This window comes from Xenorhabdus mauleonii (genome assembly GCF_900113945.1).
GTDB classification, from domain to species: Bacteria; Pseudomonadota; Gammaproteobacteria; order Enterobacterales; family Enterobacteriaceae; genus Xenorhabdus; species Xenorhabdus mauleonii.
In genome coordinates, this window is record NZ_FORG01000026.1 from 1 (window position 1) to 12,910 (window position 12,910).

At 47.6% G+C, this 12,910-nt stretch carries 9 protein-coding genes; all 9 read left to right on the forward strand.

Translation table 11 applies throughout. The features are described 5' to 3' along the window. Positions 1-105 (forward strand): EF-Tu C-terminal domain-related protein (locus BM100_RS18215; RefSeq protein WP_092514323.1); only part of this gene is annotated, 105 nt, incomplete at its 5' end. Positions 106-495: 390 nt separating this feature from the next. Continuing rightward, entirely contained in the window at positions 496-879 is a 384-nt protein-coding gene (secE, locus tag BM100_RS18220) for a preprotein translocase subunit SecE (RefSeq protein WP_092513569.1), read from the forward strand. Positions 880-882: 3 nt separating this feature from the next. Next, on the forward strand, positions 883-1,428 hold the full coding sequence (nusG, locus tag BM100_RS18225) for a transcription termination/antitermination protein NusG (RefSeq protein ID WP_092513571.1): 546 nt from the start codon (positions 883-885) through the stop codon (positions 1,426-1,428). Between the two features lie 211 nt (positions 1,429-1,639). Further along, the gene (gene rplK / locus BM100_RS18230; protein WP_010848553.1) at positions 1,640-2,068 is read left to right on the forward strand and encodes a 50S ribosomal protein L11; all 429 of its coding nucleotides are present in this window, start codon (positions 1,640-1,642) and stop codon (positions 2,066-2,068) included. A gap of 3 nt (positions 2,069-2,071) precedes the next feature. After that, on the forward strand, positions 2,072-2,773 hold the full coding sequence (gene rplA, locus BM100_RS18235; RefSeq protein ID WP_092513573.1) for a 50S ribosomal protein L1: 702 nt from the start codon (positions 2,072-2,074) through the stop codon (positions 2,771-2,773). A 344-nt stretch (positions 2,774-3,117) separates the two neighbouring features. Beyond that, complete coding sequence (rplJ, locus tag BM100_RS18240) at positions 3,118-3,615, forward strand: 50S ribosomal protein L10 (protein WP_010848555.1); 498 nt, start codon at positions 3,118-3,120, stop codon at positions 3,613-3,615. Between the two features lie 63 nt (positions 3,616-3,678). After that, positions 3,679-4,044, forward strand: a complete 366-nt coding sequence (gene rplL / locus BM100_RS18245; RefSeq protein ID WP_045972989.1) for a 50S ribosomal protein L7/L12 — start codon at positions 3,679-3,681, stop codon at positions 4,042-4,044. A gap of 408 nt (positions 4,045-4,452) precedes the next feature. Then, positions 4,453-8,481, forward strand: a complete 4,029-nt coding sequence (gene rpoB / locus BM100_RS18250; protein WP_092513575.1) for a DNA-directed RNA polymerase subunit beta — start codon at positions 4,453-4,455, stop codon at positions 8,479-8,481. A gap of 148 nt (positions 8,482-8,629) precedes the next feature. Then, entirely contained in the window at positions 8,630-12,856 is a 4,227-nt protein-coding gene (gene rpoC, locus BM100_RS18255) for a DNA-directed RNA polymerase subunit beta' (protein ID WP_092513577.1), read from the forward strand. Positions 12,857-12,910 lie beyond the last annotated feature (54 nt).

The following is a 12,910-nucleotide window of genomic DNA, read 5'->3' on the forward strand; positions in this document are numbered from 1 at the left end:
GTAACTCTGATTGCGCCAATCGCAATGGACGAAGGTCTGCGTTTCGCAATCCGTGAAGGCGGCCGTACTGTTGGTGCTGGTGTTGTTGCTAAAGTGATCGCATAATTTTTTAATGTGTTCATTTTGGAAGGGCATCGACAGATGCCCTTTTTATACGTTGTTTTAAGATATTGTTTTTAAGATCTTCCCTTAAGAAATCTCCTTAAGAACAGTTGTCTTAGGAAGAACCTATCTCATCAATGGTTGTTCATTAATAGCAACTTGATAGCAAGATAATTTGCTGTTTAGTGACTATTCTTAATTATTGGTGAGATAGGCTCTGATACAACGGATGGGCTTAAATATCATTAAGATAAAAAGTCCTACTGAATTATGGCGCCGAGTCAGATACAATTACAATTATCTTTGGGTTCGGTCTGATTTGTTTTGCTCTTGCGAGGCAAGCTGGCTATCTATTTACATCATAGTTACTTACATATAGTTACAGGTTGGTTTATGAGTGCGAATAGCGATGCTCAAGAAAGCGGGCGTGGTCTTGATATAGCAAAATGGCTAGTGGTAGCAGTGCTGCTGGTGGTTGCTATTGTGGGTAATTATTATTACCGAGAGTATAACCTGCCTCTGCGCGCGATAGCTGTCGTTGCTATTGTTGCCTTTGCAGGAGCAGTTGCATTGTGGACTGCAAAGGGTAAATCTGCATTAGCATTTGCCCGTGAAGCCCGCATTGAAATGCGTAAAGTCATTTGGCCAACTCGCCAGGAAGCGCTGCACACAACATTGATTGTGGCGGCTGTAACAGCTGTCATGTCTCTGATTTTGTGGGGGCTGGATGGTATTCTGGTGCGTTTAGTTTCATTTATTACAGGCCTGAGGTTTTAAAAAATGTCTGAATCCCCAAAAAAGCGTTGGTATGTCATACAAGCATTTTCTGGGTTTGAAGGTCGTGTCGCTCAATCTCTGCGTGAACATATCAAACTACAAAACATGGAAGAGTCTTTCGGCGAAGTGATGGTGCCGACAGAAGAAGTGGTTGAGATCCGCAGTGGTCAGCGCCGCAAAAGCGAACGCAAATTCTTCCCAGGTTATGTCTTAGTACAGATGGTAATGAACGATGATACCTGGCATCTGGTTCGTAATATACCTCGCGTAATGGGTTTTATTGGCGGCACGTCTGACCGCCCAGCACCAATTAGCGATAAAGAAGTTGATGCGATTATGAATCGTCTTCAGCAAGTTGGTGATAAGCCACGACCAAAAACTCTGTTCGAACCAGGCGAAATGGTTCGAGTCAGCGATGGTCCGTTTGCAGACTTTAATGGCATAGTCGAAGAAGTTGACTATGAAAAGAGCCGCTTAAAAGTTTCGGTTTCTATCTTTGGCCGTGCTACACCAGTTGAACTGGATTTCAGTCAGGTAGAAAAATCCTGATTTGATGTTTAAGTAGGCGAAATGCTTGCAGAAGGTGTGAAATTAGAATACAATTTCGCGCCTTTTGTTTTTTATCTAGGCATTATTTAGATAATGTCTTTTCGATAAAATTCAGGCAAATGTTTTAAGTGGTCTGGTCTTTAAGACGGGGCCTAAATCGTCAGGGGAGCCTCATTCTTGAGGCGATAATACCCATATAGAGGAAATTTAGATGGCTAAGAAAGTACAAGCCTACGTTAAGCTGCAAGTTGCAGCTGGCATGGCTAACCCAAGCCCACCAGTTGGTCCAGCTCTGGGTCAGCAGGGTGTTAACATCATGGAATTCTGTAAAGCGTTCAATGCTAAAACTGAAAGCATTGAAAAAGGCCTGCCAATTCCAGTTGTTATTACTGTTTACGCAGACCGTTCTTTCACTTTTGTTACCAAAACTCCACCTGCAGCAGTTCTGCTGAAGAAAGCAGCTGGCGTTAAGTCTGGTTCTGGTAAGCCAAACAAAGAGAAAGTTGGTAAAGTGACCAGCGCTCAGATCCGTGAGATTGCTGAAACTAAAGCTGCGGACATGACTGGTGCTGACGTTGACGCGATGATGCGTTCAATCGAAGGTACTGCTCGTTCCATGGGCCTGGTAGTGGAGGGTTAATCAATGGCTAAACTGACCAAGCGCATGCGCACTATCCGTGAAAAAGTTGATGCAACTAAACAGTATGACATCAACGAAGCCGTTACCCTGCTGAAAGAACTGGCTACTGCTAAGTTCGTAGAAAGCGTTGACGTAGCTGTTAATCTTGGCATCGATGCTCGTAAATCTGACCAAAACGTTCGTGGCGCAACTGTTCTGCCACACGGTACTGGTCGTTCAGTACGTGTTGCTGTATTTACCCAGGGTGCAAACGCTGAAGCGGCTAAAGCTGCTGGCGCTGAACTGGTAGGTATGGAAGATCTGGCTGAGCAGATTAAGAAAGGCGAGATGAATTTCGACGTAGTTATCGCATCTCCAGATGCAATGCGCGTTGTTGGCCAACTGGGCCAAATCCTGGGCCCACGTGGTCTGATGCCAAACCCGAAAGTTGGTACTGTAACTCCTAACGTTGCTGAAGCTGTACAAAACGCTAAAGCAGGTCAGGTTCGTTACCGTAACGACAAGAACGGTATCATCCACACCACTATCGGTAAAGTTGACTTCGACGCTGACAAACTGAAAGAAAACCTGGAAGCTCTGCTGGTTGCGCTGAAAAAAGCTAAACCATCTTCTGCTAAAGGCGTTTACATCAAGAAAGTTAGCCTGTCTACTACCATGGGTGCAGGTGTAGCGATCGACCAATCTGGTCTGAACGCAGTAGCTTAATTTTAAGCTGAATAAAGCTTTACCTGAGCGCCAGATTTGTCTAAAATCTGACGCTTCAAATTTGCCAGATAGTGTGTTCAATGATACACACCCTTTGAAAAATAAGGTCATCGGCAAATAAACAAGTTTTCGGTTGGAGCTTGGCCTTAATCCAAGCCCCGTCCAAGACCGCAGGCGTAAGTGCGTAATAAATTACTTACTTAATATCCTGCGTAGACGGTGACAGAGCCAAATGAAATTTAATTTCTGGATTCTGCTCACCGTGTTTTAGCGCTCAGGCACATCCTGTGCTTTGAGTGAAGTGAGTTCCGGGTTTTCCCGGTTAATCCAGGAGCAAGAAGCTAATGGCACTAAATCTTCAAGACAAACAAGCGATTGTTGCTGAAGTCAGCGAAGTAGCCAAAGGCGCGCTGTCTGCGGTTGTTGCGGATTCTCGTGGCGTTACCGTAGATAAAATGACTGAACTGCGCAAAGCATGTCGTGAAGCTGGCGTTAACGTACGTGTTGTACGTAATACCCTGCTGCGTCGTGCTGTTGAAGGTACCGAGTACGAGTGCCTGAAAGAAGCGTTTGTTGGTCCAACCTTGATTGCTTTCTCTTCTGAACATCCGGGCGCAGCTGCTCGTCTGTTCAAAGATTTCGCTAAAGCGAACCCAGCATTCGAGATTAAAGCGGCAGCCTTTGAAGGTGAGTTCATCCCAGGATCAAACATCGATCGTCTGGCAACACTCCCAACTTACGATGAAGCAATCGCACGCCTGATGGCAACCATGAAAGAAGCCTCTGCTGGCAAACTGGTTCGCACTCTGGCTGCGCTACGCGATCAGAAAGAAGCAGCTTAATTGCCTATTTCCTTCGTTGCTTTTTAACGTATAAACTTTTTCTGAATTTTAGGAACACTTGTTATGTCTATCACTAAAGAACAAATTCTGGACGCAGTTGCAGAAATGTCTGTAATGGACGTTGTTGAACTGATCAGCATGATGGAAGAAAAATTCGGCGTTTCTGCTGCTGCAGCTGTTGCTGTAGTTGGTGGTGCTGCTGAAGCAGTTGAAGAAAAAACTGAATTCGACGTTATCCTGACTGGCGCTGGCGCTAACAAAGTTGCTGTAATCAAAGCAGTACGTGGCGCAACTGGCCTGGGTCTGAAAGAAGCTAAAGACCTGGTTGAAAGCGCACCAGCAGCACTGAAAGAAGGCATCAGCAAAGATGACGCTGAAGCTCTGAAAAAATCTCTGGAAGAAGCTGGTGCTTCTGTTGAGATCAAGTAAGATCAGTCTGAAGTTCGCAGCCTGATATTTTAAGGCTGGCGGCTGGCGATTTTTTAATCGCCAGCCTTTTTGCGCTGTAAGGGCTTTGCTTGTTAAGGTGGTATCAAACACCTTGTTTTAACAACATTGTTCCACAGGCATTAAATCGGGGATTAGCCGCATTTCACACTGTTTAGCTGCTAATTAGCCCAGAATACTCCTTCCTATTGACGACTTAATATACTGCGTTCTCAGCTACGATCCACTCGGATAGCTCGGTAGTCAGGTAACGCAATGAAATGATTTAAGAGTAATAGCAATGAGTATTACGGAAAATAATCTATTTTCTGTTCGAAAAAAATAGTGTTGCCGAGTGCTGTCCTTAAGGGCGGACAGAGTGGGTCACTTATCAGCGAGCTGAGGAACCCTATGGTTTACTCCTATACCGAGAAAAAACGTATTCGTAAGGATTTTGGTAAACGTCCACAAGTTTTGGATGTTCCATATCTTCTTTCTATCCAACTTGACTCGTTCCAGAAGTTTATCGAGCAAGATCCTGAAGGTCAAAATGGACTTGAAGCGGCCTTCCGTTCTGTGTTCCCAATTCAGAGCTATAGCGGCAGTTCCGAGCTGCAATATGTAAGCTACCGTCTTGGCGAGCCAGTTTTTGATGTTCAAGAGTGTCAGATCCGTGGTGTAACTTATTCCGCGCCACTGCGCGTTAAATTGCGCCTGGTGGTCTATGAGCGCGAAGCGCCAGAAGGCACAGTCAAAGACATCAAAGAGCAAGAAGTCTACATGGGTGAAATTCCACTCATGACTGATAACGGGACTTTCGTTATCAACGGTACTGAGCGCGTTATCGTATCTCAGTTACATCGTAGCCCAGGCGTTTTCTTTGACAGCGATAAGGGTAAAACCCATTCATCCGGTAAGGTACTGTATAATGCACGTATCATCCCTTACCGTGGTTCATGGTTGGATTTCGAGTTCGATCCAAAAGATAACTTGTTTGTGCGTATCGACCGCCGCCGTAAACTGCCGGCTTCGATTATTTTGCGCGCAATGGATTACTCAACTGAAGACATCCTGAACCTGTTCTTCAACAAAACCATTTTCGAAATTCGCGACAACAAATTGCAGATGACTCTGGTTCCAGAACGTCTGCGTGGCGAGACAGCTTCATTTGATATCGAAGCGAACGGAAAGGTTTATGTTGAAAAAGGCCGCCGTATCACCGCTCGTCATATTCGCCAGCTAGAAAAAGATCAGGTAAATCTCATTGAAGTACCTGTTGAATATATCGCTGGTAAAGTTGTAGCGAAAGATTACATTGACCAGAACACAGGTGAAATCATCTGTGCTGCTAACATGGAACTCTCTTTGGATCTGCTGGCACGTCTGAGTCAGTCTGGTCACAAATCTATCGAGACCCTGTTTACCAATGATCTGGACCACGGTGCATACATCTCCGAAACGCTGCGTGTAGACCCAACGAATGATCGCCTGAGCGCATTGGTTGAAATCTATCGCATGATGCGTCCTGGTGAACCACCAACGCGTGAAGCCGCAGAAAACCTGTTTGAGAACCTATTCTTCTCTGAAGATCGCTATGATCTGTCTGCGGTTGGTCGTATGAAATTCAACCGTTCACTGGATCGTGACGAAGTTGAAGGTTCCGGTATCCTGAGCAAAGAAGACATCATCGATGTGATGAAAAAGCTCATTGATATCCGTAACGGTAAAGGTGAAGTCGATGATATCGACCACTTGGGTAACCGTCGTATCCGTTCCGTTGGTGAAATGGCTGAAAACCAGTTCCGTGTTGGTCTGGTGCGTGTAGAGCGTGCAGTAAAAGAGCGTTTGTCTCTTGGTGATCTGGATACCCTGATGCCACAGGACATGATCAACGCTAAACCAATTTCTGCGGCAGTGAAAGAGTTCTTTGGCTCAAGCCAGCTGTCTCAGTTCATGGATCAGAACAACCCACTGTCTGAAATTACCCACAAACGCCGTATTTCCGCGTTGGGCCCAGGTGGTTTGACCCGTGAACGTGCAGGCTTCGAAGTGCGAGACGTACACCCGACTCACTACGGTCGCGTATGTCCAATCGAAACGCCTGAAGGTCCAAACATCGGTCTGATTAACTCATTGTCCGTTTATGCGCGTACCAATGAGTATGGTTTCCTTGAAACACCTTACCGTTTAGTTCGTGATGGTGTAGTGACTGATGAAATTCACTACCTGTCTGCTATCGAAGAAGGTAACTACGTTATAGCGCAGGCTAACACCGTATTGGATGAAGAAGGCCACTTCGTTGAAGAATTGGTCACTTGCCGTCATTACGATGAATCCAGCTTGTTCAACCGTGATCAGGTTCAGTACATGGACGTTTCGACACAGCAGATCGTGTCCGTCGGTGCTTCCTTGATCCCATTCCTTGAACACGATGACGCCAACCGTGCATTGATGGGTGCAAACATGCAACGTCAGGCGGTTCCAACTTTGCGCGCAGACAAGCCGCTGGTCGGAACAGGTATGGAACGTGCAGTAGCGGTTGACTCCGGTGTAACCTCTGTTGCTAAACGTGGTGGTGTTGTTCAGTACGTTGACGCATCCCGTATCGTCATCAAGGTTAACGAAGATGAAATGTACGCGGGTGAAGCGGGCATTGATATCTATAACCTGACCAAATATACCCGTTCTAACCAAAACACCTGTATCAACCAGATGCCATGTGTTTCTCTGGGCGAAATGGTAGAGCGTGGTGATGTGCTGGCTGATGGTCCATCCACTGACTTGGGTGAACTGGCTCTGGGTCAGAACATGCGCGTGGCGTTCATGCCATGGAATGGTTATAACTTCGAAGACTCCATCCTCGTATCTGAGCGTGTTGTTCAAGAAGACCGTTTCACAACAATTCACATTCAGGAATTGGCTTGTGTGTCCCGTGACACCAAACTGGGGCCTGAAGAGATCACCGCTGACATCCCTAACGTAGGTGAAGCAGCGCTGTCTAAACTGGACGAATCCGGTATCGTTTATATCGGTGCGGAAGTGAAAGGTGGCGACATTCTGGTTGGTAAAGTGACACCAAAAGGTGAAACTCAATTAACACCAGAAGAAAAACTGCTGCGTGCGATCTTCGGTGAGAAAGCGTCTGACGTTAAAGACTCTTCTCTGCGCGTACCAAACGGCGTTTCTGGTACGGTTATCGACGTACAGGTCTTTACCCGTGATGGCGTAGAAAAAGACAAACGTGCTCTGGAAATCGAAGAGATGCAACTGCGTCAGGCGAAAAAAGACCTGACAGAAGAACTGCAAATTTTCGAAGCCGGCCTGTTTGCCCGTATTCACTCCGTACTGGTTTCCGGTGGCATTGAAGCTGAAAAACTCAGCAAACTGCCTCGTGAACGTTGGTTGGAGCTGGGCTTGGCTGACGAAGAAAAACAAAATCAGCTGGAGCAGTTGGCAGAACAGTATGACGAACTGAAAACTGAGTTCGAGAAAAAACTGGATGCCAAACGTCGTAAGATCACTCAGGGCGATGATCTGGCACCTGGCGTGCTGAAAATTGTCAAAGTGTATCTGGCCGTGAAACGTCAGATCCAGCCTGGTGACAAGATGGCAGGTCGTCACGGTAACAAGGGTGTTATCTCCAAAATCAACCCGATCGAAGACATGCCTTACGATGAAAACGGGACTCCTGTCGACATCGTACTGAACCCGCTGGGCGTACCATCACGTATGAACATCGGTCAGATCTTGGAAACTCACTTGGGTATGGCGGCAAAAGGTATTGGTGACAAAATCAATGCTATGCTGAAACAGCAGCAAGAAGTTGCCAAACTGCGTGAATTTATCCAGAAAGCTTACGATCTGGGTGATGATACTCGCCAGCAAGTGGACCTGAACACTTTCACCGACGAAGAAGTGATGCGTCTGGCAGAAAACCTGAAAAAAGGTATGCCAATCGCGACACCAGTCTTTGACGGTGCGAAAGAAACCGAAATCAAAGAGCTGCTGAAACTGGGTGGCTTGCCGACTTCTGGTCAGATCACACTGTTTGACGGCCGTACTGGTGAACAATTCGAGCGTCAAGTAACCGTTGGTTACATGTACATGCTGAAATTGAACCACTTGGTTGATGACAAGATGCACGCCCGTTCTACCGGTTCTTACAGCCTGGTTACTCAGCAGCCGCTGGGTGGTAAGGCACAGTTCGGTGGTCAGCGCTTCGGTGAGATGGAAGTGTGGGCATTGGAAGCATACGGTGCCGCGTACACCCTGCAAGAAATGCTCACCGTTAAATCCGACGATGTTAACGGTCGTACCAAGATGTATAAAAACATCGTGGATGGTAACCACCAGATGGAGCCAGGCATGCCGGAATCTTTCAACGTATTGCTGAAAGAAATCCGCTCGCTGGGTATCAACATCGAGCTGGAAGACGAGTAAATCGTTTTCCCGCTGGTACTGTCCGGCATGAAAATGCCGGGCGGTTTACCAGCCAGTGGTTGCACTGGTCCCAGTGGTTATACTGGTTATAGAGGGGAGCGGCATGGGCCGCTCACCTAACAGGTCTAACTCCGACAGGAGCCATTTCGTGAAAGACTTATTGAAGTTTCTGAAAGCCCAAACTAAGACCGAAGAGTTTGATGCGATCAAAATTGCTCTGGCCTCTCCAGATATGATCCGTTCGTGGTCATTCGGGGAAGTAAAAAAGCCGGAAACCATTAACTACCGTACGTTCAAGCCTGAGCGTGACGGTCTTTTCTGTGCGCGTATTTTCGGGCCAGTAAAAGATTACGAATGCTTGTGTGGTAAATACAAGCGCTTAAAACACCGTGGTGTGATTTGTGAGAAGTGTGGCGTTGAAGTAACCCAGACCAAAGTTCGTCGTGAACGTATGGGGCACATTGAGCTGGCATCTCCTACCGCTCACATCTGGTTCCTGAAATCTCTGCCATCCCGCATCGGTTTGCTGCTGGACATGCCTCTGCGTGACATTGAGCGTGTACTGTACTTTGAATCCTATGTGGTTGTTGAAGGCGGCATGACCAGCCTTGAGCGCAGTCAAATCCTGACTGAAGAACAGTATCTGGATGCGCTGGAAGAATTCGGTGATGAATTTGATGCAAAAATGGGTGCAGAAGCGATCCAGTCTTTGCTGAAAAATATGGATCTGGAAAACGAGTGTGAAACTTTGCGTGAAGAGTTGAATGAAACTAACTCTGAAACCAAGCGCAAGAAGCTGACCAAGCGTATTAAATTGCTGGAAGCTTTCATTCAGTCTGGCAACAAACCAGAGTGGATGGTTCTGACCGTTCTGCCAGTTCTGCCACCAGACCTGCGTCCATTGGTTCCATTGGATGGCGGTCGTTTTGCAACTTCAGACTTGAACGATCTGTATCGTCGCGTTATTAACCGTAACAACCGTCTGAAACGTCTGCTGGATCTGGCTGCGCCAGATATCATCGTACGTAACGAAAAACGTATGTTGCAAGAAGCGGTTGATGCACTGTTGGATAACGGCCGTCGCGGTCGTGCAATTACCGGTTCCAACAAGCGTCCTCTGAAATCCTTGGCAGACATGATCAAGGGTAAACAGGGTCGTTTCCGTCAGAACCTGCTGGGTAAACGTGTTGACTACTCAGGCCGTTCTGTAATTACCGTAGGTCCATACCTGCGTCTGCATCAGTGTGGTCTTCCTAAGAAGATGGCACTGGAGCTGTTCAAGCCATTTATTTACGGCAAGCTGGAATTGCGTGGTCTGGCGACTACCATCAAAGCAGCCAAGAAAATGGTTGAGCGTGAAGAAGCAGTCGTATGGGATATCCTGGATGAAGTGATCCGTGAGCACCCAGTTCTGCTGAACCGTGCACCGACCCTTCACCGTTTGGGTATTCAGGCATTCGAACCTGTTCTGATCGAAGGTAAAGCTATTCAGTTGCACCCATTGGTGTGTGCGGCTTATAACGCCGACTTCGATGGTGACCAGATGGCTGTTCACGTACCGCTGACACTGGAAGCCCAGTTGGAAGCACGTGCGCTGATGATGTCTACCAACAACATCCTGTCTCCAGCGAGCGGTGAACCAATCATCGTTCCATCTCAGGACGTTGTATTGGGTCTGTACTACATGACCCGTGACTGTGTTAACGCGAAAGGCGAAGGCATGGTTCTGAGCGGTCCTAAAGAAGCAGAGCGTGTTTACCGCGCAGGTCTGGCTTCTCTGCACGCTCGCGTTAAAGTTCGTATCACTGAAGAAGTGAGAGATGGCGAAGGCAATGTCACTGTTAATACAGGTTTGGTTGATACCACTGTAGGCCGTGCCATCCTGTGGATGATCGTACCGAAAGGTCTGCCATACTCACTGATTAACCAGGCGCTGGGTAAAAAAGCAATCTCCAGAATGCTGAATACCTGTTATCGCGTACTGGGTCTGAAACCAACTGTTATCTTGGCTGACCAGACCATGTATACCGGTTTTGCTTACGCTGCCCGTTCTGGGGTATCCGTAGGTATCGACGACATGGTCATTCCTGAGAAGAAAGAAGGCATCATCGCGGAAGCGGAAGCGGAAGTGGCCGAAATTCAGGAACAGTTCCAGTCAGGTCTGGTAACTGCTGGCGAACGCTATAACAAAGTTATCGATATCTGGGCTGCGGCGAACGAACGTGTTGCTAAAGCGATGATGGAAAACCTGTCTACTGAAACTGTTATCAACCGTAACGGTGAAGAAGAACAGCAGGTTTCTTTCAACAACATCTTTATGATGGCGGACTCCGGTGCTCGTGGTTCTGCTGCTCAGATCCGTCAGTTGGCGGGTATGCGTGGTCTGATGGCGACTCCAGATGGTTCGATTATCGAAACCCCAATCACCGCGAACTTCCGTGAAGGTCTGAACGTACTCCAGTACTTCATCTCAACCCACGGTGCTCGTAAAGGTCTTGCGGATACCGCATTGAAAACGGCGAACTCCGGTTACCTGACTCGTCGTCTGGTTGACGTTGCCCAAGACTTGGTTGTGACTGAAGATGACTGTGGCACTCACGACGGTATCCTGATGACTCCGGTTATCGAAGGTGGTGACGTTAAAGAGCCACTGCGTGAGCGCGTACTGGGTCGTGTAACGGCTGAAGATGTTTTGAAGCCAGGTACAGCGGACATTCTGGTTTCACGTAACACTCTGCTGAACGAAAAATGGTGTGATCTGTTAGAAGAAAACTCCGTTGACAGCGTGAAAGTACGCTCCGTAGTAAGTTGTGAAACTGACTTCGGTGTTTGTGCTAAGTGTTATGGTCGTGACCTTGCTCGTGGTCATATCATCAACAAAGGTGAAGCTGTTGGTGTTATCGCGGCACAGTCAATCGGTGAGCCGGGTACACAGCTGACGATGCGTACGTTCCACATCGGTGGTGCGGCATCTCGTGCGGCAGCAGAATCCAGCATTCAGGTTCGTAACAAAGGTCAATTGAAACTCAGCAACGCTAAGTTTGTTACAAACTCTGCGGGCAAATTGGTTATTACCTCCCGTAATACTGAATTGCGTCTGATCGATGACTTCGGTCGTACCAAAGAAAGCTATAAAGTGCCTTACGGCTCGGTATTGGCGAAAGGTGATGGTGAAGCAGTAACCGGCGGTGAAACCGTTGCAAACTGGGATCCGCATACCATGCCAGTCGTGAGTGAAGTATCCGGTATCATTCAGTTCTATGACATGGTTGATGGCCAGACCATTACTCGTCAGACGGACGAATTGACTGGTTTGTCTTCACTGGTAGTTCTGGACAGTGCAGAGCGTACTGGTAGCGGTAAAGACCTGCGTCCAGCACTGCGTATTGTCGATGCTCAAGGCAATGACGTTCTGATCCCAGGAACGGATATGCCTGCACAGTACTTCCTGCCGGGTAAAGCAATTGTTCAGCTGGAAGATGGTGTTTCTATCTCCGCGGGTGATACGTTGGCGCGTATTCCTCAGGAATCTGGCGGTACGAAAGATATCACCGGTGGTCTGCCACGCGTTGCAGACCTGTTCGAAGCTCGTCGTCCGAAAGAGCCTGCTATCCTGGCAGAAATCAGCGGTATCGTTTCCTTCGGTAAAGAAACTAAAGGTAAACGCCGTCTGGTAATCAGCCCACTGGATGGTGGTGATGCTTACGAAGAGATGATCCCTAAATGGCGTCAGCTCAACGTGTTCGAAGGTGAGGTTGTTGAACGTGGTGACGTGATCTCCGATGGCCCAGAATCTCCACATGATATTCTGCGTCTTCGTGGTGTTCACGCGGTAGCCCGTTACATTACCAACGAAGTACAGGAAGTTTACCGTCTGCAAGGCGTTAAGATTAACGATAAACACATCGAAGTTATCGTTCGTCAGATGCTGCGTAAAGCGACTATCGCGAACGCCGGTAGCTCCGAATTCCTCGAAGGCGAGCAGGTTGAATACGCGCGTGTTAAAGTCGCGAACCGTAAGCTGGAGTTGGATGGTAAAGTACCAGCGACTTTCCACCGTGACCTGTTGGGTATCACCAAGGCATCACTGGCAACAGAATCCTTCATCTCTGCGGCGTCGTTCCAGGAAACAACCCGCGTACTGACTGAAGCAGCTGTTGCAGGTAAACGTGATGAATTGCGTGGCCTGAAAGAGAACGTTATTGTTGGTCGTCTGATCCCTGCGGGTACAGGTTATGCTTACCATCAGGATCGCATCCGCCGCCGTCACGAAAATGAAGTGGTTGAAGCACCACAAGTTAGCGTTGATGAAGCGACTGCAAACCTTGCTGAATTGTTGAATGCTGGTTTCGGTAGCAGCAGCGATAATGATTAAGATTGAGATGAGTAGCATACCGTATTACGTGTAGCTAATCGTGGAATGCCCTCT